This window comes from Actinomadura monticuli (assembly GCF_041463655.1).
GTDB classification, from domain to species: domain Bacteria; phylum Actinomycetota; class Actinomycetes; order Streptosporangiales; family Streptosporangiaceae; genus Spirillospora; species Spirillospora monticuli.
On sequence record NZ_JAXCEI010000005.1, the window covers coordinates 191630 to 215454 of the forward strand.

Consider the following 23825-nt stretch of genomic DNA (forward strand, 5'->3'; position numbering starts at 1 on the left):
ATGAGGCGGGCGCCGAACCGCCGTCAGCGGGCGGACACCAGGGAGACGGATTCGCCGAGGACCCGCGCCTTGCCGGACGGCGGCGCATACCCGATGGCCAGCCATTCCCAGCCCGCGCGAACCGTTCTACCCGCCTTGTCGTCGTTCTTGGCGAGATAGTCGCGCATCTCGCCGGGAAGGGCGTCGCCTGTGCCTTCGCCGAGCGTCTGCTCCTGCTTCAACCCGTACCAGACGAGCGACCCGCCGTCCTTCGTGCGCAGGCCGTACGCCTTTCCCGGACCGGGAGTGAACGTCCCACTCTCGGACGTCCAGTCACCGATCCTCTTCGTACGGGCGCTCCGCGAATAATCGTCCGGTATGAGGCCGGACTCGTCACCACGGGACAAATACGCGGCGTGCGCCGCGGGCAGCCCGCGATCGGGGACCGGAATCGCGTGCCCCTGCGCTTCGTAGGCGAGTTGAGGCGGCTTCCCCTGGAACGTGAGCCAGTGCGCGGCGCGCCACCCGTCCTTCTTCCCGGTCTTGACGAAGACGCCGAGGACCTGCTGCTCCTTGCCGCCCGACCGTTCCAGCGCGGCAATGCCGAACCACCGGGGAAAACCGTCCAGCCTGGGAACGTAGAAGACGGGATTGGCCAGCGAGATCTCCGCCGACTCGGGCAACCTGCCATAGGTGTGCACGCGAGCGGTGACCGGCCCTTCCAGCGCGCCCGTCACGGTCTCGCGCCAGAGCCGCTCGTCCCCGGACGTGATGGCCTTGTTGTGCCGTTCCGTCCAGTCCTTGAGAATGCCGGCCGATTCTTCGGCCGTGACCGCGGGCGTTCCGGCCGGTTCCGTGCTCCCCGGACGCCCCTGCATCCCGCCGCCCGAGCATCCGGCCAGGAGAGCGACCCCGAGCCAGCTCAGGACAACGCAGGACGCACGGCCCACGGCGCACCCCAATGGACGAATTGTCGGTCTTGTTCGCGCCAGTGTAGGGCCCGCGCGCCCGCGTCCGGCGCCGGTCAATGGGGGTCGGAATAACCCGCCGGGTGCCGGGGTGGGACCGCTGCAGCGGTCAGAAGAGCGGGCCCGCCCGGCACCCGGCGGAGTTCAGGAGCCGTTGGCGGTGACGGCCTTGCGGTACATGCCGCTGACCGTGGCGCGGCCCTTGGGTGGAACGGTGGCCAGGTACTGCACGAGGACGGTCGTGTCCATGCGCGTTCTGGCGGTCCTGGTCGGAGCAAGCCCGACGAGGTCCCCGCTCACCGCCAACCTGCCCCGTTTCGTGGCGGAGTACGCCTCGTTCTGCTTCAGGACGTACCAGACGAGCGCTCCGCGGTCCTTGGTGCGCAGCGCGAAGACCTTGTACGGGGCGGCGGAGAACCGGGACGAGAGCGTCACTCCACGTCCGGCCAGGGCCCGCTCGCCCTGCTTCAGCGCCTTGTAGGTCTCGCTGGTCTTCGCCCCGTCGGCGAGGAGCGCGGCGCCGGACGCGCGGGGCCCGTCGGTGAGCAGCGCGGCGTGCGCCCGCGGCAGCTTCCCGGGCGCGACCGCGAGGTCCGTCGCGGCCGGGTCGACCGGCGTGGCGAACCCGGCCGGGTCGAGGGCGATCTTGCTCAGCGCGGGTTCGGTGGGATAGGGGTCGGCCGCCAGCAGCCACGGCGCCCCCGCCGCGGCCTGCGTGAACAGCAGCGCGTGCCGGACCGTCCGGTCGCCCTTGCCGGTGGCGGCGTCGGCCGCGAACCAGTGCGGGTAGCCGGGCAGCCGCGGGATGTAGAACGTGGTGTCCGTGAACGCCATCTTCGCCGGACGCTGCCGGACGGCCCGCCGGAGCTTCAGCGCGGCCGTGTCCATCGACAGTTGCGGATCGGCTTCGATCGTGGGCAGCGTCCTGGCGCTGAGCCGGTACCCCGCGCGGTTCGCCCCCTTGGCGTAGGACGCGAGCACCTGCCGCGCCTGCGCCTCGGTCAGCGCGGGCGCCCCCCGGGGTCTGGCCGCCTCGGCGGGCGAGTCGGACCCGGAGCAGCCGGCGGCCAGCGCCGCGGCGAGCAGGGCGGGAATGAGGATCGGAGCAGGAGTGCGTGCCATGAGGCCCCCCGAATGGCGACGGTGTTCCGGACCACGCGCCATCCTCGCAGAGTGACCGTGCAGTCACTCTGCGAATGGGAAAGTCCGCCCCGGGGTGGCCGGCGGGATCAGGCCGTCGCCTCCTGCTGGCGCATCCAGCGGATCTCGGCCTCGATGAACTCGTCGAGGTCGCCGTCCAGCACCGCCGTGGGGTTGCCCGCCTCGACGCCGGTGCGCAGGTCCTTGACGATCTGGTACGGGTGCAGCACGTAGTTGCGGATCTGCGTGCCCCAGCTCGTCGTGCTGCTGCCGCGCAGCTCCGCCATCTTCTCGGCCTCCTCCTGGCGCTGGCGCTCCAGGAGCTTGGCCTGCAGGACGTTCATGGCCGTGGCCTTGTTCTGCAGCTGGCTGCGCTCGTTCTGGCAGGACACCACGATCCCGCTCGGGAGGTGCGTGATCCGCACCGCGGAGTCGGTCGTGTTGACGCCCTGGCCGCCGGGCCCGGACGACCGGTACACGTCGATCCGCAGGTCGTTCTCGTCGATGTCGACGTGGTCGCTCTGCTCGACGACCGGGACGACGTCCAGGCCCGCGAACGACGTCTGCCGCCGGCCCTGGTTGTCGAACGGCGAGATCCGCACCAGCCGGTGCGTGCCGTGCTCGCCGCGCAGCGTCCCGTAGGCGTAGGGGGCCTTGACCGCGAACGTGGTCGACTTGATCCCGGCCTCTTCGGCGTAGGACGTCTCGTAGACCTCCGTCGAGTAGCCGTGCCGCTCGGCCCAGCGCAGGTACATGCGCTGGAGCTGCTCGGCCCAGTCGGCCGCGTCCACGCCGCCGGCCTGCGCGTTGATGGTCACCAGCGCCTCGCGCGAGTCGTACTCGCCCGACATGAGCGTGCGCACTTCGAGCTGCTGGACGGCCTTGTGCAGCGCCGCGAGCTCCTCGTCGGCCTCCGCGCGCGTGTCGGCGTCGTCCATCTCGCCGGCCAGCTCGTACAGCGTGGCGGCGTCGTCGAGCCGCTGGCGCAGGCTCTCCACCCGGCCGAGCTCGCTCTCCAGGTGCGACAGGCGCCGCGTCACCGACTGGGCGTGCTCCTGGTCGCTCCACAGGTCGGGGTCGGCGGACTGCTCGCGCAGTTCGGCGATGTCGCGGCGCATGGCGTCGAGGTCCAGCACCTGCTCGATGCTGCTCAGCGTCGCGCCGAGCTCCTTCAGCTGCTCTTCGGGTTCGATGCCTGCCACGGTCCGAGCTTATCGCCGTCCACGCACTGACCTCGCCGCGATGCGTACGCTTGGCGCTGACGCCGGTGCACCGGCCGGGCTCGGGTGGATGGCAGAATCACGGGCCGAGGAGGCCGGCCGAGGACGGCCGGCACGGAGTTCGGTCCGGGGGACGGGTCTTGCACAGCTTCCTGCGGGTGATCGCGGCCGCGGCGCCGCTCACCCTGGCGCTCGCGGCGACGGGCTGCGCCGGGGGCACGCCGGCGGAGGCGCGGCCCACCGTCAGCGTGCCCGAGACGTCCCCGCCGGCCCCGGTGCCGCTGACCCCGCAGGTCGCGGAGCAGGCGTTCCGTACCTATGTCACCGACGAGGACGTGGCCCGCGCCGCCGGCGACGAGCGGCTCGCGCTGACCTGGACGTCCGACGGCCAGGCCCAGCTCACCGCCGCCGAGTTCCGCAAGGCGGCCTACGACGGCGACCCCGTGCGGCGCTTCGCCTACGGCAAGCCCAGGCTGTACGTGCCGAAGCTGAAGGACGCCTCCTACCCGCAGTGGTTCGTCGTGTCGGTCGACCGTTCCGTCCTGGGCGAGCCCAAGAGCAGGCGCAAGGCGCTGATGGCGTTCGTCCTGCGCGGGCCGTCCGACCGGTGGAAGCTCACGCTCGCGGCCCTCCTGCAGGACAAGGCCAAGGAGCCGGAGGTCGCGGTCGGCGACGACGGGTACGCGGAGGCGCTCGGCACCGACGACGCGTCCCTCCTGATCCGTCCCCGCGACGTCGGCGGGATCCAGGCGACGATCGCCGCGGAGGGCGGCGGCAGCGTCGCCGCCAAGGTGATGAAGTCCAATGCGGTGACGACCGGCTTCTACAAGGACGCCAAGCACGCGAAGAAGAAGGCCAAGAAGAAGGACCTGACGCTCCAGGTCGTCTACACCGCGACGCCGTTCCCCTACTTCGGGCTGCGGACGGAGGGCGGCGGCGGGCTGGTCGTCTACTCCCTGTTCCGCAACACCTCGCTCGTCGCCAAGGACCCCGGCACCCCCAAGCCCGAGATCCCCGAGGACGCCGAGCACCTCCTGGACGGGACGGTCGAGGGCAACGAGGTCGACACCACCTCGACCCTGCACTTCGCCGCCTACGACCCGCCGAAGGCCAAGAAGGACAGGCCGCAGCCGAAGGCGCACATGATCGCCGACGACGGCGCGGTGACGAAGGCGGCCACGCCGCCGCTCAAGAAGCCGTGACGGGGTGGGGGCCTCAGCCGTAGACGCGGCGCAGGACGAGGGCGGCGAACAGCAGCGCCACCAGGGCCGCCAGGACGAGCGCCGGCGGGATGGACGGGCCGTGCCGGTGCAGCTCCGACCGGGCCTCGCGGCAGGTGGGGCAGCGCCCCTCCACCACCGGGTTCGAGCACCGAGCGCAGATGAGATGTTCGCAGCTCATGTCGTGGGCCCCAATCTCCGGGATCGGTACGTGGGTCCGTGCGGGGAAGCGTCCGCTTCTTCGGTGTCCGTCCACTTATTAGGTATCTTTCCCCATCATCCAGCGTAGCCGGACTGTATGGTCGTTCCGGCAAGTCCGGGAGCTTGACGGTAGGAAACGGCCGGACGTCGGGAGACGGATCACATGGCACTGTTCGGACGGAACGCACGCATCGGGCTGAGCGACCTCCCCGCCGGCCCGTACCGCGCCGAGTGGGACGAGGTAGTTCCCGGTCCCCTCTACACTGCTCGAAGGCTCCGCGTCCCACCAGGTCGTGAAGCTCCCCAACCCCTACAGCGAACCGCCGTGATGCAGCCGTGATCCATTTCGACAACGTCACCAAGGTCTACCCGAGCCAGAACCGGCCCGCCCTGCAGCATGTGAACGTCGCCATCGAGAAGGGCGAGTTCCTGTTCCTGGTGGGTCCCTCCGGCTCCGGTAAGTCGACCTTCCTGCGCCTCATCCTGAAGGAGGAGCGTCCTTCCCAGGGTCACGTGCACGTGGCGGGCAAGGACCTGAGCAGGCTGACCAACTGGAAGGTGCCGCACCTGCGCCGCAGGATCGGCTGCGTCTTCCAGGACTTCCGCCTCCTGCCCAACAAGAACGTCTTCGAGAACGTCGCGTTCGCCCTCGAGGTGATCGGCAAGCCGCGGCGCTTCATCGGCAAGGTCGTCCCCGAGGTCATCGACCTCGTCGGCCTGGAGGGCAAGGCCCACCGGATGCCGGACGAGCTGTCCGGCGGCGAGCAGCAGCGCGTCGCGATCGCGCGGGCGTTCGTCAACCGGCCGATGATCCTGCTCGCGGACGAGCCCACGGGGAACATCGACCCCGCCACATCGATCGGCATCATGAAGGTGCTGGACCGCATCAACCGGACCGGCACCACCGTCGTCATGGCCACCCACGACGCCGCTATCGTCGACGCCTTCCGCAAGCGCGTCGTCGAGCTGGAGGACGGCCGCGTCGTCCGCGACCAGTCCCGCGGCGTGTACGGCCAGGCGTACTGACCCATCTGAACCAACGATTCCCGCCGGGGCGTACGACAGCCCGAGGCGGGGACCGCCCGCTTCGGGCCGCGTTCCCTCATGAGGCCGCCCGGGTTCCGGGCGGACCCAAGGCGATCAAGGACAGCGAGGCATGCGCGTACAGTTCGTTCTCCAGGAGATCTGGATCGGTCTCCGCAGGAACATGACGATGACGATCTCCCTCGTCATCACCGTCGCCATCGCCATGGCGCTCTTCGGCACCGGGCTCCTCCTGCGCGAGCAGGTCGCCTCCTCCAAGAGCTTCTGGTACGACAAGATCGAAGTGTCGATCTTCCTGTGTGCCAAGACCAGCTCCAACCCGAGCTGTCAGAAGCAGGACGTCACCGACCAGCAGCGGCAGACGCTCAAGGCGAGCCTGGAGAAGATGCCGCAGGTCTCCAACGTCGAGTACGAGAACAAGCAGCAGGCCTACGACCGGTTCAAGGACCGCTTCGCCGGCTCGCCCGGCTTCGTGGAGAGCACCCGCGAGGGCGACATCCCCGACTCGTTCCGGGTCAAGCTGAGGAACCCGGAGGAGTACAAGGCGGTCGCGCAGGCGATGCTGGGCCAGCAAGGCGTCGACACGGTCATCAACGAGCAGGAGATCCTGAAGCGGTTCTTCCGGATCCTCAACGGCCTGCAGGTGGCCGCGCTGACGATCGCGCTGATCCAGGTGATCGCGGCGGTGATGCTGGTCGGCAACACCGTCCGGCTGTCGGCGTTCAACCGGCGCCGCGAGACCGGCATCATGCGGCTGGTCGGCGCGTCCAACACCTATATCCAGATGCCCTTCATCCTGGAGGGCGCCATCGCCGGCCTGATCGGCGGGTTGTTCGCCTCCGTGCTGCTGGTGTTCAGCAAGAAACTGCTGATCGACAGACTCGCGGGGGACGTCCAGCTCGTCAGCCAGCTCGGCTGGAGCACGGTGATGGCCGTCATCGTGGTGTCGATCTGCTTCGGCGTGCTGCTCTGCGCCGTCGCCTCGTTCCTGACGTTGCGCAGATACCTGAAGATCTGACGTCGGTGCCCGGATCCGGGGCAAGTGCCGGATCCGGCCCGTCCCGTCGCCCTACACTTGCCGCATGGTCCGGCCCATGACGCTGCTGAGCCCGTGCCGCCGTTGAGGGGGCGGCGGGGGCGGGCGCTGCGCGGGGCGGCCGTCGCGGCGGCGATCGTCTGCGCGTACGGCGCCGGGCTCGTGAGCGGGTCCGGTTCGCAGCGGCACGCGGCCGTCGCGGGCGGCGGGTCCGTCCTGGACGAGGCCGCCACGCAGATCGGGCGCCGGGCCGCGGAGCCGGTCGGGCGCGGCGAACTCGACCGCGCCGCCATCGAGGGCATGCTGCGCGGCCTCGGCGACGAGTGGGCGCACTACTACCCGGCCAGCGAGTACGACGACGTCGAAGGGCGCCTGACCGGCCGCTACAGCGGGGTCGGCCTGTGGCTCGGCGGTTCCGGCGGCGCCGCGGACGGCGGCCGTGTGGTGGTCGCCAGCGTTCAGCCCGGCACCCCGGCCGCACGTGCGGGCGTCCGCGCCGGGGACGCCGTGACCGCCGTCGGGAACGAGCCCGTGACCGGCTGGGACGTCTCGCGCGTGGCGGAGGCCCTGCGCGGACGCCAGGGCGACGCCGTCGAACTAACCGTGGAGCGCGACCGTCGAAACAAGCGGTTCCATCTCGTCCGCACACCGGTTCCCGGAGGAAACGTCACCGTGACCGACCTGCAGGACCACGCGCGCCTCATCCGCGTCGGCGCCTTCACCCGCGGGACGGGACGGGACGTCCGAGCCGCCGTGACCGGGTCATCGCCGCCCGGCCGGCCGACCGGCGGCGTCCTGCTCGACCTGCGCGGCAACCCCGGCGGCCTGCTGGACGAGGCGGTCGAGACGGCGTCGGCGTTCCTGTCCGGCGGGCCCGTGGTGACCTACGAGCCGCGCGGCAGACCCGTCCAGCGGCGCACGGTCACGACGCCGGGCGACGCCCGCACCCCGGTCGTGGTGCTCGTCGACGCCGGCACCGCCAGCGCCGCGGAGATCGTCGCGGGCTCCCTGCGCGACCGGGACCGCGCGGTGATCGTAGGATCGCGTACGTACGGGAAGGGCTCGGTCCAGGAACCGATCGGGCTCGCCGACGGGTCGGTCATCGAACTGACCGTCGGTCGCTACCGCACCCCGGGCGGCCGTAGCCTCGACGGGGTAGGGATCGAGCCCGACGTGGAGGTGTCCGCCGACCGTCCGCCCGGCGCGGCCGAGCGGCGCGCCCGGACGGTGCTGCGGGGCCTGAGCGCCACGCTGCCGGGCAAGGACTGACGAGGGCCGGACGAGGACTGAGGACGTGGCACGGGACACCGGGCGCAAGAAGGACAAGAACGACACCGGGCGCAAGATGATCGCCCAGAACAAGCGGGCCCGCTACGACTACCACATCGACGAGACGTGGGAGGCGGGCATGGTGCTCATGGGCACCGAGGTGAAGGCGCTCCGCGCCGGCCGCGCCTCCCTCGTCGACGGCTACGCCCACGTGATGGACGGCGAGGTGTGGCTGGAGCACGTCCACATCCCCGAGTACACGCAGGGCACCTGGACGAACCACGCGCCGCGCCGGCGCCGCAAGCTGCTGCTGCACAAGCGCGAGATACAGAAGATCATCGCCAAGTCGTCCGAGCCGGGGTGGACGCTGATCCCGCTCGCCCTGTACTTCAAGGACGGCAAGGCCAAGGTCGAGATCGGCCTCGCCCGTGGTAAGAAGTCCTACGACAAGCGCCAGGCCATCGCCAAGCGGGAAGCCGACCGCGAGATGCAGAAGGCGGCGGCGGCCCGGTTCAGGAGACGGTGAAGGGTGTCGATGAAGAACCGAGGCCGGCGGCGGGGGACGCGCCGTGTTCCGCTGCGGCCGATCGCGCTGGGCGGCGGCGCCCTCACGGTGTGCGGCCTGGTCATCGCCACCATGATGCCGGGCGCCCGCGCCGAACCGTCCGCGATGCCCGCCGTCCGCGACTTCCTGATCGCCTGGCAGGTCGGCAACTACGACGCCGCGGCCCGGCAGACGGTCGGCTCCGACCGGGAGCAGGTCGCCGACGCCCTCGCCCGCGTCCGGCAGCAGCTCGACGCGGCCTCGCTGCGGCTGTCCCTCGGCACCGAGGTGCAGGGCAGCGGCGTCGACCAGATCGTCAAGAAGGGCGACGAGGCGGACGCGCGCTTCACCGTCAAGATCGACCTCGGTGAGAACGGCCAGCCGTGGGAGTACCCCGGGCTGATGCACCTGCGCCGCGTCGGCGGCAAGTGGAAGGTCGTCTGGAGCCCGTCCATCATCCACACCAAGCTGAAGCCGGGGCAGCGGCTCGCCGTGGTGAGCGAGGTGCCGAAGCGCGCCGCCATCACCGACACCCGCGGCCGCCCCGTGCTGCAGGAGGTCGGCGCCTACAACATCGGCGTGTACCCCGGCCAGCTCGCCGACCCGGCGAAGACCCTGGACCAGCTCGCCAAGCAGACCAAGATCGACGGTGGCCGCCGGCTGGACGCCGAACGTCTCCTCGGCCGCGTCCGGTCCGCCCCGCCGCAGGACTTCCTGCCGCTGCTGACTTTGCAGGTCCCCGCGCACAATGCCCTCGTCCGCCGGCTCAACGCCGTCCCGGGCCTCCACCTCACCCCGGTCCGGGCCCCGATCGCGCCCGCGTTCGCGCCCGAGCTGGTCGGCGCGCTCGGCCCCGCAACCGCCGACCGCCTCCAGCAGGTCGGCGCCCCCTACCAGCCGGGCGACACGATCGGCGTCAGCGGCATCCAGCTGCTCCAGCAGCGCCGCCTCGCCGGCACGCCGACCGTCCGGGTCGTCGCGCAGGACGAGACCGGCAAGAACACCGAGGAGCTGCGGTCCTGGGAGGGCCTGCAGCCGGAGGCGGTCCAGACGACGCTCGACCCGGGCTACCAGGCGCGCGCCGACTTCGCGCTCGCCGAACTGCCCTACGCGGCGTCCATGGTCGTGGTGCGGCCGAGCACCGGCGAGGTGCTGGCCGCCTCCAACCACGGGACGAACGGCGAGAACCGCGCCTTCGAGGGCCACTACCCGCCCGGGCTGACGTTCGGGATCGTGTCCGCGGAGGCCCTGTTCTCCCAGGCCAGGCTGAACCAGTCCACCGAGACCAGCTGCCCGGGCAGCCTCACCGTCGGCGGCAAGACGTTCACCAACACGGCCCGCGGCGACACCACCCTCGCCAACGCGTTCGCCGCGTCCTGCAAGACGACCCTCGCGCAGCTCGGCGCCAAACTGGACGGGCCGGCCCTCGTCCGGGAGGCGGCGCAGTTCGGCATCGGCAAGAACTGGGGGCTGAGCGTCCCCGCGTTCACCGGCTCGGTGCCCACCCCCGCCAACGACGGCGATAAGGCCGCCGTGATGGTCGGCGAGGGCGGCGTCGAGGTGAGCCCCCTCTCCATGGCCCTCGTCGCCGCCGCCGCGCAGAACGGCTCCTGGCGGCCCCCGTACGTCCTCAAGGACATCCAGAAGACCGTCCAGGCGCCGCCGCCGCAGAACCTCCCTTCCGAGTCGATCGTCAACCTCAAACGCGTCCTCAGCCGCACCGCGACCCGCGGCAACGCCCACGGCGCCCGCGTCTCCAGCGGCGTGGTCGGCGTCGCCGCCCTCGCCACCAGCGGCGGCAGGACGATCTCCTGGTTCGTCGGCTCCGACGGCGACGACCGCGCCTTCGCCATCGCGGTCGAGGGCACCGTCAACACCAACAGACTCGCCGTCAGGTTCCTCACCGGCCGCGCCTGAGCCGGCTTTTGGATCTCTTTGCATCCGGGACGCAACCAACCGGCCGCCCCCGGACGTCGTTACGGGTGACTGGGTAACCGCTCGGGGGGTTGCGGCCCCAGTCGCCGTGATGAGACCAGAGCCTCGTCTCGGGGGAGGCTCTGCCGTCCGGACCGGCCCGACCCTGCCGGTCGACCCCGGTGGGCGTGACTCAGCTCGCGCCCATCGGGGTTCACGGCCCTCCCGGCCGGGAATCACATTGCCCAGGTACGCGTTGACCTAGTAACGTCGGTATGCGGACGTCCCCGGACGGCCGCTTTGACAACTCAACATGGGGGTGACCGGCTTCGACTTCGGTCGTTCGAGCCAGGGGAAGCGGGTCGAGGGTTGCTGTCGTGACCTCGTTAATCCTGTGACAGCAAACCAATAACTGCCAACAAGAAGCAGTCCGAGTTCGCCCTCGCCGCCTGAGCGAGGAGCGAACTCTGTCAGCCCGGTAGCGTCTCCGAACCGGGGTCTGGCATCGTAAGGAGACTCCACCTACCAGTCCGGTCGCGGGGCCGGTAGGGAAAACCAACAGCGACTGAGCCCGTCGGCGACACGCCTGCGTGAGCGCCGGGACTGAGAAAACGCCAAGCAGGCTGCACCCGGAGAAGCCCTAGCCCATCACCGAAGGACGCGGGTTCGATTCCCGCCACCTCCACTTGTCATGACAGACACGGCCCGACCGGACCTCCTCCGGTCGGGCCGTGCCTGTTTGTCTGTTCGCTCGCCTGGTACCGCCCATGGCCGGCGCCGCTCCTTCGGCCGGTTGACGGATGTCGCGGTTGTGCGAGGCACTAGGGGTGCTCCAGTGCCCAGGCGCAGATGGCGGACAGCGGCTCCTGCAGCGTTTTGCCGAGTGCGGTCAGGGTGTACTCGACATGCTGTGGGGCGGTCTCCTTGAGTACCCGTCGTTCGACCAGCCCGTCGCTTTCCATGCCCCTCAAGGTCTCGGTCAGCACCTTTTGGGTGATGCCGGGCAGCCTGCGGCGCAGCTCGGCGTGCCGCTGCGGTCCCGCGAGCAGCGCGTAGATCAGCAGTACCCGCCACTTGGCGGCCATTCGCTCCAGCGCCTGCCGGGTCGCGCAGCTTTCTTCCAGGACGTCGGGTATCACCAGTGCCATGGGGTTCTCCTCCGGAAGGGCACTTCAAAGTGCCTTCTGGCCGCTCCGGGATGCGGGTGCCTAGTGTCCCGGTCATGACAGAGCTTAGAGTCCACACTTACACGGCGGCAGAGCCCGGGATCTTCGTCAACAGCTACCTGCTCGAGACGGCGGACGGCGTGGTGCTCGTCGATGCCGGGCTGCTGGTGTCGGACGCGCGGGCGCTGGCCGAGCGGCTCGGGGCGCTGCGCAAGCCACTGCTCGCGGCGTTCGTGACGCACCCCCACCCGGACCACTACAACGGGCTGCCGTACGTGGCCGGCGACGATGTGCCGGTCTACGCGACGGCGCTGGTCGCCAAGACGATCGAGCGGACCGCGGTCGCCAAGCGCGAGCAGTGGGAGCCCACCTACGGCGCGGAGTGGCCGGACCGGTTCCGCGTGCCGGATCGGCCGCTGGAGGGCGGCGGAGCCGTGGAGGTCGCCGGGCTGCGGATCCGAGTGCACGACCTCGGCGCCGCTGAAAGTCACGCCGACTCCTACCTTCTCGTCGAGGCGGGCGAGAAGCGGCACGCCTTCATCGGCGACCTGGCCTTCGACGGTGTGCACTCCTACACGGCGGACGGGCATTCCGGCGCGTGGCTGGACGTGCTCGATCGGCTGGTGGACGAGCTGGCCGGGGCGCCGCTGTACCCGGGACACGGCGCTCCCGGCGACACGGGCCTTCTGACCCGGCAGCGGCAGTACCTGCTGATGTACCGGGAGGCGGTGGGGCGCGTGGCCGCGGGCGCGCCGAGTCTGAGCGAGGCGCAGAAGCTGGAGCTGACGCAGACCATGACTCGTTTCCTGCCGGGGGCGCCGCTCGGGTGGCTGGTCGCCTTGGGCGCGGACGCCGTTGCCGCCGAGCTCGCCGCCTCTTCGTCCTTCAACGCCCGGGAGGGCTCATGACCACGGTCAGGACCGAGCTGATCACCTTCGGCAGCGATGGCGTCGAACTGGTGGGCGAGCTCCGGCTTCCGAACGCGGACGGTGCGCGACCCGCCGTCGCGTTCACCGGTCCGTTCACCGGGGTGAAAGACCAGGTCGTCGGCACCTACGCCGAACGACTCGCTCAGGCCGGGCTGGTCGCGCTCACCTTCGACCACCGTGGTTTCGGGGAAAGCGGCGGACGACGCCAGCATGAGGACGGCCAAGGGAAACTGGCCGATCTGAGGGCCGCCGTCGGCGTGCTGGCCGGTCGATCCGAGGTGAACTCGGCCCAGATCGGCGTGGTCGGCGTCTGCCTCGGCGGCGGTTACGCGGTACGAGCCGCCGCAACGGACCCTCGGGTCAAGGCGGTGGCAGGCATCGCGGGCGCCTACAACAGCCCGGCCCGGATCGTCCAGACGATGGGCGTCGACGCCTACCGGTCCGCACTCGGCGGCTTCCTGGACCGGTACGAGGAGTACATTCCCGCCGTGGCGCCCGACGGCGCCGAGGCGGCGATGGCGGGCGACGAGCCGTACGCCTATTACGGCACCGCCCGGTCTGCCTCGCCCCACTGGCGCAACGAAGTCACGAGAGGATCGCTCCACTCCCTGATGACCTTCGACGCCCTCGGCGCGGCCGATCTCCTGGCCGTCACTCCGCTCCTCATCGTCCACGGAAAGACCGACGCCTACTGCTCGCCCGAACTGGCTCGAGAGTTCTACGAACGCAAGCCGGGGGACAAGGAGATCCTCTGGCTGGACGCCGACCGGCACATCGACCTCTATGACGTGGAACCGCACGTCACCGAAGCCGCTCAGGCGACCGCCGACTTCCTTCACCGCCACCTCGCACCCTGACGGGGCGAAGTCCGGTACGCGCGGACTGTCATGAATCCTGGCCTCGCCAGACGGTGTCGGTAAGAGCGTCCCGGACGCTGGACGCGACCACCTCCACCGGCGAAGAAGCCGCCGGTCAGACGAGTTCTGGCCGGCGGCTTCTCGTGTGCGCCCACTTGGGGCGCGGGGCGCTGTCTACTGGGAACTCTTCGCGTGGCTGTCCGCTGGTTCGGGGGCGGCGGGGGCGTTGGCGTCTGGAACGAGCGGGGCCCGGTCGTCCTCTACGGCTTCGGCGTCCAGGGCCGCGCTCGCCGAGCCCGGGGCGGACCGCTTGCGGGCGACGAGTTGGCCGCCGGCGTACGCAGTTCCGCTGCGGGCCCAGACCAGGCCGGTCCCCAGCACCGTCGCCATGGCCACGGCGACCCCGGCCACCACGTCCAGGACGTAGTGGTTGGCCGTCACGACCACGACGACCGCGGTGGTGATCGGATGCAGGAGGAAGACCCACCGCACGCGGTAGCGGTGCAGCATCGTCATGATCACCAGCGCCACCCACAGCGCCCATGCCATGTGCAGGGACGGCATGGCGGCGTACTGGTCGGCGGGCACCGGGGGGCTGTGGGTGGTGCCGAATCCGGCATGGGCCACCGAGTCGATGTACCCCCTGTGCGGAAGCAGGCGCGGCGGCATCACCGGCAGGACGAAGAACACCAGGAGCCCGACCAGGTTCGTCAGGACGAGGGCGTTGCGCGCGGGCCGGTAGATGTCCGGGCCGAAGAGGTAGCAGGCCAGCAGGACCCACATGGTGAGGCCGGTGTGCATGTGCTGGTAGAGCCAGACGGCCACTTGCGCCAGATCATGGTGCTCGTGCAGCCAGCGGTTGGCGTCGACTTCGAAGTCCAGGGCGAGGTGGTCCTCGATGGCCAGGATCTCCCGGCCGTGGGAGAGCGCCGCCTCGTACCGGGTGTGGGCCATCTTCCGGACATAGCCGTAGACCTCGAGCAGGACGAAGACGATCGCCAGTTCGCCCACCAGCCATGGCCGCTTCCGGCGCAGCCGAGGAGCACCGGTGTCACGACCGGTGCGTCGCCCCACGGGGCGCATGATTTGGGCGCGGACGGTTCAGCCTCTTTCTTGCTCCGAACGGCCACGACGAGACCTGCGCGATCCGCTCAACGGCCGACCGTATACGCCGCCCGCCCTCCGGTGCGCACCGGGGGCTGATCACCGCCTCCCGCGCGGCGCCGCCGCGCGTCCACCCCGGGGAGAGCACCGCGGTGCGGGGGCCCGGCCTGAACAGGTGATCGGAGACGCTCGTCCATGCAGTCCTCTCAACAGGAGGCGGCCCGCCATTACCGGCGAGCCGTCTTCGTACCTGGCGGTGGTCGCCGTCCGCGCCCCGTCCCTGCGTCCTGAGTCGGGAACGCATGAGTCCTCAGGCTTATAGGGGACAAACGGCGTACGACAGATCGGAGAATACGCCGCCGAGCCGTCCCGCCGCTCCGACTCTCCATAGGTGTGCGCGTCAGCCGGGTATGCGATCCGGGGCCCGGAGTGGCGGCGCTCATCAACTCCGGACGACTCTGTGAGCCATTCTGCTGGGCTGACTCCCTTCTCATGGCGGCGGAAGCTCTGCGGGGCCGCGGCGACCGCAGAGGCGAACTGAGAGCGGCGTGAGCGGGGTCCCGCCTGACCGCCCGGTTTCGGGGAGGCTAGATTTCGCGGGTGAGTGTGGAGTTGGCGGTGGGCGCCCGCGTGATGGTCCGGCAGGTCCGGCGGGACGACGAAGCGCGGTTCGTCAAGCTGGCGCGCGCCAGTTCCGCTTTCCACCGGCCATGGGTCGCTCTGCCCGAGTCGGCTGAACAGTTCGCGACGTATCTTGCGCGGTTCGACGAGGGCGACGCGGTCGGGATGGTGATCTGCCTGCGCGAGGGCGGAGACATCGTCGGGACCGTCAACATCAACGGCATCGTCCGCGGCTGCTACCAGCGCGGCACGCTCGGGTACGCGGCCTTCCTGCCTTATGCGGGACGGGGGTACGTGAACGAAGGGGTCGGGCTGGCGGTCACGTATGCCTTCGAGGAACTGCGCCTCCATCGGGTGGAGGCGGACATCCAGCCGGAGAACTCCGCGTCCCTCCGGCTGGTGCAGCGGCTCGGGTTCCGCAAGGAGGGGTTCTCGCCGGGGTTCATCAGGATCGACGGGGTGTGGCGGGACCACGAGCGCTGGGCCCGTACCGCCGATCATGTTTATTGATCTTGCAAACTAGACATACTGCCGCAAAATAGCTCCGTGTCGTTGATCTCGGCAGGAGGTCGGCAGGTGGTCGTCCGCAGCGGCGAGCCCGGCACGGAGTGGCCGGACGACCTGGACGTGCGCGCCCTCCTGGAGAGCGGGTGGCGGCCCACCCCGATCGGCGACTTCATCCTCAAGGTGCACAGCCGCTGCAACCTCGCGTGCGACTACTGCTACATGTACGAGATGGCCGACCAGGGATGGCGGAGGCAGCCGCGGCGGATGTCCCGGCAGGTCCTCGAATGGACGGCGCAGCGCATCGCGGAACATGCCCGGCTGAACCTGTTATCCGAGGTCCAGGTCGTCCTGCACGGCGGGGAGCCGCTGCTGGCGGGTCCCGAGCACCTGCGGCGTGCGATCGAGATCATCCTCGCCGCGTGTGAGCCCGACGTCCGCGTCGGTTTCAGCGTCCAGACCAACGGCGTCCTGCTCGACACCTTGTTCCTGGACCTGTTCGCCGAGTACGGCGTCGCGGTGGGCGTCAGCGTGGACGGTGACGAGGACGGCCACGACCGGCACCGGCGGCGCGCCGACGGCCGCGGCAGCTACGCGGCGGTCCGGGCCGGGCTGGAACGGCTCACCGACCCGCGGTACCGGCACCTGTTCGGCGGCCTGCTGAGCACGATCGAACTGCGCAACGACCCGATCGTCACCTATGAGTCGCTCCTGGCCCTGGCGCCGCCGGAGATGGACTTCCTGCTGCCGCACGGAAACTGGGACGAACCGCCACCGGGACGTCCGCCGGACGAGTCGACGCCCTACGGCGACTGGCTCATCGCCATCTTCGACCGCTGGTACGCCGTCGAGGCCGCTGACGTGCGCATCCGGCTGTTCAGCGAGATCATCAGGCTGCTGTTCGGGCGGATGTCGGCCAGCGAGGCCATAGGACTGTCCCCGGTGGCCGTGGTCGTGGTCGAGACGAACGGTGAGATCGAACAGGTCGACACGCTGAAGTCCGCCTACGAGGGGGCGGCGGGGACACGGCTGCACGTATCGCGCGACACGTTCGACACCGTGCTGTCGCTCCCGTCCGTCGCCGCGCGGCAGATCGGCCGGCGGGCGCTGTCGGCGCAGTGCCTGGCCTGCCCCGCGCAGGAGGTGTGCGGCGGCGGCCTCTACCCGCACCGGTACCGGTCGGGAACCGGGTTCCGCAACCCGTCCGTCTACTGCCACGACCTGTTCAAGCTGATCAGCCACATCCGGGACGTGCTCAGCCGCGACCTCGCGGCCGAGCGGGCGGCGACGGTCGGCTGAGGCCCGTCAGATCGGCGGCGGGTCGAAGTCGGCGTCCAGCCGGCGTCCCTCCAGGAAGACCTGGGCGTCGGGATGATCCAGCGTCAGGGTGCGGCGGTAGCCCTCCTCGATGCCGACGGACAGCTCCGCCGCCTCCTCGTCCCGGCCGAGGGCACGCAGGTGCGCGACCGTGTTCGCGGCGGCCGACAGCGACGTCGGGTGGTCGTCGCCCAGCAGCGCGCGGAGCCGCCGCAGGGTGCCGGAGCAGAGCCGGTACGCCGCCTCCACCTCGCCGACGTCGGCCAGGTCGCTGGCCAGGTTGATGGCGACGGTGAGGGAGTAGTGGTGGTTGCGGCCCAGCTTCAGTTCCAGGCCCGCCAGCGCGTCCTCGTCTATCTTCCTGGCGACCTCCGGGTCCCCGGTGATCCGCCGCAGGAGGGCCAGGTTCCCCGCGCAGGCGTGGAAGTACGGGTGCTCCCTGGTGTAGACGCGCGGATAGCGGCGGACGGTGTCGTCCGCCAGCACCAGCGCCTCCTGGAACTGGCCGATCGTCCGCCGGATGTTCGCCAGGCAGGTCGCGGCCGCCAGCGTGTCGGGGTGTTCGAGCCCGAAGGTCCGCACGTAGCGCTGGTGGATCTCGTCGGCGAGTTCGAGAGCGCGGTCGTAGTCGCCCGCCCTGCGCCACGCGATGGACAGGTCCTTGCCCGTCCGCAGCGTCCACGCGTGCTCGGGGCCGAGGCGCTCGACGCCGTAGGCGTAGGCGTCCTCGCCGAGGTCGCAGGCCTCGGAGAAGTCGCCGCTGAGCCGCACCGCCCTCGCCAGCCCGGTGTAGATGTTGAGGTACGAGGCGGGGTCGGGCGGCGAGTCGCTCGCGCGGATCCCGCGGATCACGCCTTCGAGAAGCGTCCGGGCGTTCACGTAGTCGCTCTTGAGCCCGTGGTCGAGCGCCACGCTGTTGACGGCGCGCCAGGTGTTCCAGTGATGCTTTCCGAACTTCGACTCGAACCGCCGCAGCGTCTCCTCGTCGAGCTCGTGCGCCTGCTGGAAGTCGCCGCTCGCCCGGAGGTCCGCCGCCCGTCCGCGCAGCGCGCGAAGCGTCGTGTCGTGGTCGCGCCCCAGCGCCTTCTCAGCGGCCTGATGGGTCTCCAGGTCGTGGTCGGCCGCCTCGTCGTACTGCCCGAGTTCGCGCAGGAGGTTGCCCAGCTCCACCTTCAGCGTCAGGACGTCGTCTTGATCGGCTCCGGAGGTCGAGGACCACTCCTCGATGAACGACTGCACGAAGGTCTGGGCCGAGAGGTAGTCGGACGAGGCGTAGAGAAAGCTGATCATATTGAGCGCCAGTTCGCGCACCACGGGTGCCTGGCACTTCGCCACTCCGGCCGGCCCGAGGTGCCCGAGAGCGTTGAGATAGATGTCCCAATTGCTCGCGTCGCCGGGAGTCTGCGGGGTGTAGTTGGCCAGCAGCAGGTGCACTTCGTGGCGGAGCCGCTCCTGCTCCGATTCCTGCAGTTCGTCGCGGACGAGGGCCTGGATGAGCCGGTGCACCTGCAAAGTCCGGGCCGGGATGTCCAGCCGGGCGAGGGCGAACCGTCCGAGTTCGCCGATGGCCCGGCCGAGCCGGATCGGGTCGGCGATGAGGTCGGACAGTTGCTTGCTCAGTCCGGGGACGACCCTGCTGAAAGCGTCTCTGGGAATGGGCTCGGGACCGAAGAACGCGCAGTAGCGCAGAAGATCCAGGGCTTCGGGCAGTTTCTCCTCCAGGCTGGCGACCGAGAGCGCCCAGGCGGCCGTCATCGACGCGGGATACTCGCTCGGCTTCCCCTGCGACAGCAAGTGGCTCGTCTGCTGCGTCAGGAGCCGCAGGTACTCCGATACCGCGATTCCCGTCTCGGCCTGGAGCGCGCCGGCCTGCTCCAAGGCGAGCGGGAGGTCCCCGAGTTCCTCGGCGAGCCGGTCCGCGTCTTCGGGGGTGATGGCCCTCGGCACCCGCCTGGTAAGGAATTCCACGCTTTCCCGGCGGGTGAAGACATCGATCGGAACGGCGTCGACGACGCCCGCCCAGCGATGGTTGCGAGACGTGATCAGCACGTGCCCGGGACCCTGCGGCAGGATGTCGGACAATTCCTCGGGCTCGTCGGCGTTATCGAAGATCAGCAGCCAGTCGCGGTAGGGCTCCCCCCGGCGCAGCGCTTCCAGCACGGCGTTGGCCGCCTCCTCGACGCCGCTCACCGACGCCGACGGAAGACCGAGGCGCGGCGCCAGGCTCGCGAGCGAGGACCGCACCAGGACGGGCTGGTCCGCCGGGATCCACCAGACCAGGTCGTAGTCGGACTGGTAGCGGTGGGCGTACTCCACCGCCATGTGGGTCTTTCCCACGCCGCCGAGCCCGTGCAACGCGTGCGGCAGCACCGCCGTGACCCGGCCGCCCATGCCCTCGCGTAACCGTGCGAGCAGATCCGCGCGACCGGTGAAGTTCTTGTTCCGGGGAGGGATCTTGCCCCAGACCTGGGGAATCCTGGACAACGGCTCGGGCTGTGAATTGCTCACTCGATCCCCCTGCGCCATGCCGGTGCCCCGCCGGGCATCGTGCATCACGACCTGGTCAAGTAATTACGTTCAACGAAGATAGTGTAATGAGGCTGATCGTTCCACACTGTGTCACGTGACACGCTGTTCCGGTATCGGTTTTCGGATGTCTGTATCTTTGTTTCCCGGCGTCCATATGGTGGCCGCATGAGGATTGGTCTATGGCGCCGGGGCGGAATTCCTGAGATCATGGCGGCAGTCGGCCCTGCCGTAGTGTCCGCGGGTGCTCATGTGGACGTGCCCCGCGCCACCGGCGCAGAGGAGAGATAGATGTCGCAGGCCACCACCGGCGTCCAGCGTCCCTTCCGCCCCCTGAGCGACGACGTTCCCGCCCTCTCCGGATCCCGTACCGGTCCAGGGATTACCCGGGTGGCGAAGGAGTTGCGCAGGACAGGTTGCATCGGTGCCAAATTCGACAACAGGGCGACATGGGGACTTGCGGCTGAGGAGCCGCAGCGCTGATTCGTGCGCCTGAGCGGCCGGGAGTGGCGGACATCGCTCCGGACGGCCGTTCCGGCAGGCGGGGCGTCCGGGATCGTTACCGTTGGGAAATGGCGATGCGTTAGTCTCGGGAGACTCGGGCATCGTAGACCCGATGCCGCTGAAGATCTCCAGCGGATACCCGCTCACTGGGGGCGGAATGATGACCGCGCTAGCTCCTCCGGACGGACGGCGTCCCTTCGTGGGCGAAAGCGCGTTCGGCGAACAGGACGCACCGATCTTTCACGGAAGGGCGGCGGAGGAGCGCCGGGTCGCCGAGTTGTGGACGGAGAGCCGGTTCACCGTTCTCCATGGTGGAGCCGGTGTCGGCAAGACGTCCTTGCTGTGCGCGGGCGTCATCCCGGCGCTGAAGGCCGAGGGCGCCCATGTGCTGCCCGCGGCGGACATCTCGCACCGGCCGTCCTTCCCACTGGCGGCGCTGCCCGAGCACAACGTCTTCCGCCTCGCCGTGCTGGCCTCGTGGTACACCCGCGCGTCACCGGTGCACATCTCTGAGATCACGGCCGGCGCCTTCTTGCGGAAGCACCGCCGGAGCGACCGGCTGGGCCACCGGCTTCCGGTGCTCGGGGCGATCGACGGGGCAGAGGGGCTGCTGCGCACGTCTCAACGGCACGAACAGGACCGCCGCGACTTCCTGGACGAACTGGCGACGGCGATGAAGGAGATACCCGACCTGCATCTGCTGCTCGTCGTGCGTGAGGACGCGGTCGACGAGGCCGTGGACCTCGCCGGTCGGCTGGGGCAGGCCGGCCCCGCCGTCCATCGCCTGGGACCGCTGACGCCGGAGGCGGCGCACCAGGCCATCGCCGCGCCTCTCGAAGGCGCCGGAACGTCGCGCCAGGCCGTCGCGAGAGCCCTCGTGCGGGAGTTGCGGACGGTGCGTTCAGCGGGCCGCGTCCAGCGAATCGCCCGAATAGAGCCGGCCATGCTTCAAATCGTGTGTGCACGCCTCTGGGAGGAACTGTCCGCCGACACCGAGATCGCCGCGGAACACCTGTGCGCCGAGGTGAACCGCGTGCTGGCGGACTTCTGTGCGAGCAGTCTGGCGACGATCGTCGCCGACCAGAGTCTCCGCTACGAAACGGTGCTGTCCGGGTTCCGTTCAGCGTTCGGCGGGCCGCAGGGCCGCGCCGGTATCCCCGAGCAGCGCCTCTACAAGGACGTGCCCAAGGCGGTCGTGGACGCCGCGCAGGACTGCCACCTCGTCCGGGCCAGGGTCCACGACAAGGGCCGGTACTTCGAGTTGCTACATCCCCGGCTGATGGATCCGATCCGCGAGCTCGCCGAGGGAGCGGTCCCCATCCACCGGCCGGGGCCTCAGGCTCGCCTGCGGCAGGCGCACCGGGCCTTGTCGGCGGGCGACCCCGAACTGGCGCGGCGGCATGCCGAGGCGACCATCCGGGCCTGCGGCGAAGGCGATCTCCGGCTTGTCGCCGACGCGAGGACGTTCCTCGGCGACATCGCCTGGGAAGAGGGGTACACCGAGACGGCGCTCGGGCGGTATCAAGAGGCCGCGGAGATCTTTGAGGCCGTCCCGGACAACGCCGCGGTGGGCTGGCAGCTGGCCGGAATCGGACGCATACTGCTGCCGAGCGACCCCGCCGAGGCAGTGCGGCATCTGCAGGCCGCGGCGAGCAGGCTGCCCCACGAGTTGTCGGTGCAGACCGCACTCGGACGGGCGCTCTTCCAGTCCGGGCGGAAGCGCGCGGCTCGCGCGGTGCTCGAAGGCGTACTCGGCCGCGACAGGGAGAACCGCGAAGCCCTTCGCGCCACGCGCGCCATGACCGGCATCGGTTGACGCACTGGGCCGAAGCGCCCCCCAGCGGATCCAACCTGCTGTCCGCGCCGTCATCGGTGATCGTGTCCGCCTACCGGCCGAGGGCGTGAAGCCGAACAGGCGAGGCCCAGCCGGATCATACTGAACACGCCATTCCAGTGCTTTCTCCTTAGAGAAACATGGGAGATGATATAAATTTCGCGCGATAGCCTGACGCTGATGATATCAAGGCGCATGCTTGTCTGGTTTGGGGCCTTGTCTCCCGGATGAGGTCGATGTCTGTTTGACTACTATTTGGGCGCCGGATTCGTGTGTGCGCTAATGCGCTAAGGAGTGCAATCGGTGCCCACAGTTCCATCGAGGCTCGACACGAGACCGGTCGGTCCGCGGCGCCGGTCATTGCGGAACGTGTCGAAGCGGCGTTGGAACTTTGCTATTATCTCCGGCGCATCGGCGGTTTCGCAGCTCGGTTCGATGAGCGTGGCCGCCGCCGGTCCGCTGCTGGCCCTCTCGCTCACCGGGTCCCCGGTATTGGCCGGATGCGTCACCGCCGCCAGCGTACTCCCGGAACTCCTGCTGCAGGTTCCGGCGGGCCTGCTGGTCGATCGATTCGATCGCCGCCGGGTGATGTGGTGGAGCCAGGCGGTGCGGGTGGTCTTCGCGATCGTCACCTGCTTATCTTTGGCGTGGTGCGACTCGGCCGCCGTCCTCATCGTGATGGCACTTGTCGATGCCTCTTGTACGGTCTTCTATGAGGTGGCGGAGATCGCCACGGTTCCGAACCTCGTCTCGCCGAGGTCGTTGAAGGCCGCGATCGGCAGCAATGAGGCGAAACTCAACGCTTCGATGCTCCTCGGCCGTCCATTGGGCGGTGCGTTGCTCACGGTCAACGCATTGGCGCCCTGGATCGTCGCAGCGTGCACCTCACTGTTCCCGATTTTCGGATTAATGCTCATTGAACTGCGGAGGCGCCGAAGACTTCGTGCGTTCTGGGTGGCCGCACTGCACCGCCTGTGCGGACGCCGGATGGCGACGGATGACCGCGGGCTCGTCGTGCCGGCCGCCGAAGCCGACGAGGGGCCGCCGGTCGCCGCCGGCAGTGAGCCGCCTCCGCACGTCCCGACGCTCAAAGACGTGCTGAGGCTGCTCGCCCGCGATTCCTTCACGCGCGCGGTGCTCGCGGTCTGCGTACTGGCGAACTTTCTTTTCCAGGTCATCGTGCTACTGCAGATCTATCTGGCCGAACGGCAGGGTATCCCTAGTTACCAGGTCGGCCTGCTGCTTTCCTGCTCGGGTATCGGAGGAGTCGTCGGCGCGGTGGTCTCCCCCTGGCTCATCCGCCGCACGTCGCCTTCCGCCGTGTCGGTACTGGTGGGCGTGGTGGCCTGGATCCCCCTGGTGGCCGTGTCCACCCTCCCGCAGAATCCTGTGGTCGGGCTGTCCATGTGGGGACTGTGCAGTGTGGTCGGTGTGTACATCAACGTGGCGCTCAGGACTCACCAGGCCGTGGCCTTCCCTAACGGCCAGTTCGGCAGGATCATCGGTCTTTCTCGTTTCTTGAGCGTCGGTGCGGTGGCGCTCGGCGCCCTCAGCGGCGGCTGGATCATCCGGCTGCTCGGCGTTCATGGGACCGGGCTTCTCGTCAGCGGGATGTTCTGCGCGATTCCGGTGATGCTCATGGCCCTTCATTTCGGTGCCTTGCGCGGCTCTCTCATCCATGTCCCCTGGAATAGGGCGACCGTGGCGGCACTGAGAACGGCGGTCAGGACTGCGCGGGACGATGATCCCAGACCGCTCGGGGAAGTGGAGACCCAGGCCAAGGCTCCGGTGAACTACTAGGCGCCCGCCGGAGGCGGTTGGTCGGGCTCGGCGGCGGGTTGTTGCCGGGGGCCGGTCGCGAGATCCTGTTCAGAGTGTGTCTCAGGACGCAGAATCCGGCGGCTCGTGCGTCATAGTGTGGCGCTCGG

The 23825-nt window shown here is 69.7% G+C and carries 19 protein-coding genes and 1 other RNA gene; 13 read left to right on the forward strand and 7 right to left on the reverse strand.

Annotated features, from left to right (window positions below):
• Window positions 1-23: 23 nt before the first annotated feature.
• From SM611_RS12725 to prfB, 3 genes are all read right to left on the reverse strand, one after another.
• Entirely contained in the window at window positions 24-929 is a 906-nt protein-coding gene (locus SM611_RS12725) for a DUF8094 domain-containing protein (protein WP_371949699.1), read from the reverse strand.
• Window positions 930-1091: 162 nt separating this feature from the next.
• Window positions 1092-2069 (reverse strand): DUF8094 domain-containing protein, encoded by a 978-nt coding sequence (locus SM611_RS12730; RefSeq protein ID WP_371949700.1) that lies wholly within the window; start codon window positions 2067-2069, stop codon window positions 1092-1094.
• Window positions 2070-2176: 107 nt separating this feature from the next.
• The gene (gene prfB, locus SM611_RS12735; RefSeq protein WP_371949701.1) at window positions 2177-3289 is read right to left on the reverse strand and encodes a peptide chain release factor 2; all 1113 of its coding nucleotides are present in this window, start codon (window positions 3287-3289) and stop codon (window positions 2177-2179) included.
• 158 nt (window positions 3290-3447) lie between these two features.
• On the opposite strand from prfB, the gene SM611_RS12740 reads away from it, so the two are divergent.
• Window positions 3448-4509: a DUF8094 domain-containing protein gene (locus tag SM611_RS12740; RefSeq protein ID WP_371949702.1), complete on the forward strand. Its 1062-nt coding sequence runs from the start codon at window positions 3448-3450 to the stop codon at window positions 4507-4509.
• 13 nt (window positions 4510-4522) lie between these two features.
• Here SM611_RS12740 and SM611_RS12745 read toward each other — a convergent pair whose 3' ends face one another.
• A complete protein-coding gene (locus SM611_RS12745) occupies window positions 4523-4708 on the reverse strand; it encodes a hypothetical protein (protein WP_371949703.1) in 186 nt (61 codons plus the stop codon).
• Between the two features lie 356 nt (window positions 4709-5064).
• Here SM611_RS12745 and ftsE point away from each other — a divergent pair, with 356 nt between their 5' ends.
• From ftsE to ssrA, 6 genes are all read left to right on the forward strand, one after another.
• Window positions 5065-5754 carry a cell division ATP-binding protein FtsE gene (gene ftsE / locus SM611_RS12750; RefSeq protein ID WP_131944148.1) on the forward strand — a complete coding sequence of 230 codons (690 nt, stop codon included), beginning with the start codon at window positions 5065-5067 and terminating at the stop codon, window positions 5752-5754.
• 130 nt (window positions 5755-5884) lie between these two features.
• Window positions 5885-6790, forward strand: coding sequence for a permease-like cell division protein FtsX (gene ftsX / locus SM611_RS12755; RefSeq protein ID WP_371949704.1), 906 nt, complete (start codon window positions 5885-5887; stop codon window positions 6788-6790).
• A 93-nt stretch (window positions 6791-6883) separates the two neighbouring features.
• On the forward strand, window positions 6884-8077 hold the full coding sequence (locus tag SM611_RS12760) for a S41 family peptidase (protein ID WP_371949705.1): 1194 nt from the start codon (window positions 6884-6886) through the stop codon (window positions 8075-8077).
• 25 nt (window positions 8078-8102) lie between these two features.
• Window positions 8103-8603 (forward strand): SsrA-binding protein SmpB, encoded by a 501-nt coding sequence (smpB, locus tag SM611_RS12765; protein WP_371949706.1) that lies wholly within the window; start codon window positions 8103-8105, stop codon window positions 8601-8603.
• Window positions 8604-8612: 9 nt separating this feature from the next.
• The gene (locus tag SM611_RS12770) at window positions 8613-10538 is read left to right on the forward strand and encodes a penicillin-binding transpeptidase domain-containing protein (protein ID WP_371949707.1); all 1926 of its coding nucleotides are present in this window, start codon (window positions 8613-8615) and stop codon (window positions 10536-10538) included.
• A gap of 312 nt (window positions 10539-10850) precedes the next feature.
• Window positions 10851-11223: a transfer-messenger RNA gene (ssrA, locus tag SM611_RS12775) on the forward strand.
• Between the two features lie 133 nt (window positions 11224-11356).
• Here ssrA and SM611_RS12780 read toward each other — a convergent pair.
• Window positions 11357-11683, reverse strand: coding sequence for a winged helix-turn-helix transcriptional regulator (locus SM611_RS12780; protein ID WP_371949708.1), 327 nt, complete (start codon window positions 11681-11683; stop codon window positions 11357-11359).
• Window positions 11684-11757: 74 nt separating this feature from the next.
• On the opposite strand from SM611_RS12780, the gene SM611_RS12785 reads away from it, so the two are divergent.
• Window positions 11758-12609 (forward strand): MBL fold metallo-hydrolase, encoded by an 852-nt coding sequence (locus tag SM611_RS12785; RefSeq protein ID WP_371949709.1) that lies wholly within the window; start codon window positions 11758-11760, stop codon window positions 12607-12609.
• Window positions 12606-13487, forward strand: coding sequence for an alpha/beta hydrolase (locus tag SM611_RS12790; RefSeq protein WP_371949710.1), 882 nt, complete (start codon window positions 12606-12608; stop codon window positions 13485-13487). Before SM611_RS12785 ends, SM611_RS12790 begins: the two co-directional genes overlap by 4 nt.
• Before the next feature lie 174 nt (window positions 13488-13661).
• Here the strand turns inward: SM611_RS12790 and SM611_RS12795 are convergent, their stop codons facing one another.
• Complete coding sequence (locus tag SM611_RS12795; RefSeq protein ID WP_371949711.1) at window positions 13662-14561, reverse strand: phosphatase PAP2 family protein; 900 nt, start codon at window positions 14559-14561, stop codon at window positions 13662-13664.
• A 630-nt stretch (window positions 14562-15191) separates the two neighbouring features.
• On the opposite strand from SM611_RS12795, the gene SM611_RS12800 reads away from it, so the two are divergent.
• Window positions 15192-15722, forward strand: coding sequence for a GNAT family N-acetyltransferase (locus SM611_RS12800; RefSeq protein ID WP_371949712.1), 531 nt, complete (start codon window positions 15192-15194; stop codon window positions 15720-15722).
• Window positions 15723-15758: 36 nt separating this feature from the next.
• Window positions 15759-17015 carry an FxsB family cyclophane-forming radical SAM/SPASM peptide maturase gene (locus SM611_RS12805; protein WP_371949713.1) on the forward strand — a complete coding sequence of 419 codons (1257 nt, stop codon included), beginning with the start codon at window positions 15759-15761 and terminating at the stop codon, window positions 17013-17015.
• A 6-nt stretch (window positions 17016-17021) separates the two neighbouring features.
• On the opposite strand, the gene fxsT is transcribed toward SM611_RS12805, so the two are convergent.
• Window positions 17022-19541 (reverse strand): FxSxx-COOH system tetratricopeptide repeat protein, encoded by a 2520-nt coding sequence (gene fxsT / locus SM611_RS12810; RefSeq protein ID WP_371949714.1) that lies wholly within the window; start codon window positions 19539-19541, stop codon window positions 17022-17024.
• A 634-nt stretch (window positions 19542-20175) separates the two neighbouring features.
• Here fxsT and SM611_RS12815 point away from each other — a divergent pair.
• Window positions 20176-21879, forward strand: a complete 1704-nt coding sequence (locus SM611_RS12815; RefSeq protein ID WP_371949715.1) for an nSTAND1 domain-containing NTPase — start codon at window positions 20176-20178, stop codon at window positions 21877-21879.
• A 387-nt stretch (window positions 21880-22266) separates the two neighbouring features.
• Window positions 22267-23697: an MFS transporter gene (locus tag SM611_RS12820; protein ID WP_371949716.1), complete on the forward strand. Its 1431-nt coding sequence runs from the start codon at window positions 22267-22269 to the stop codon at window positions 23695-23697.
• Window positions 23698-23825: the final 128 nt, after the last annotated feature.

Excerpts from the sequence above, each read along its gene's own strand:
- SM611_RS12785 (WP_371949709.1), top strand. The coding sequence starts at position 11,758 with ATGACAGAGCTTAGAGTCCACACTTACACGGCGGCAGAGCCCGGGATC.
- SM611_RS12770 (WP_371949707.1), top strand. The coding sequence starts at position 8,613 with ATGAAGAACCGAGGCCGGCGGCGGGGGACGCGCCGTGTTCCGCTGCGG.
- SM611_RS12780 (WP_371949708.1), bottom strand. The coding sequence starts at position 11,683 with ATGGCACTGGTGATACCCGACGTCCTGGAAGAAAGCTGCGCGACCCGG.
- SM611_RS12815 (WP_371949715.1), top strand. The coding sequence starts at position 20,176 with ATGCCGCTGAAGATCTCCAGCGGATACCCGCTCACTGGGGGCGGAATG.
- SM611_RS12790 (WP_371949710.1), top strand. The coding sequence starts at position 12,606 with ATGACCACGGTCAGGACCGAGCTGATCACCTTCGGCAGCGATGGCGTC.
- SM611_RS12730 (WP_371949700.1), bottom strand. The coding sequence starts at position 2,069 with ATGGCACGCACTCCTGCTCCGATCCTCATTCCCGCCCTGCTCGCCGCG.
- ftsX (WP_371949704.1), top strand. The coding sequence starts at position 5,885 with ATGCGCGTACAGTTCGTTCTCCAGGAGATCTGGATCGGTCTCCGCAGG.
- SM611_RS12745 (WP_371949703.1), bottom strand. The coding sequence starts at position 4,708 with ATGAGCTGCGAACATCTCATCTGCGCTCGGTGCTCGAACCCGGTGGTG.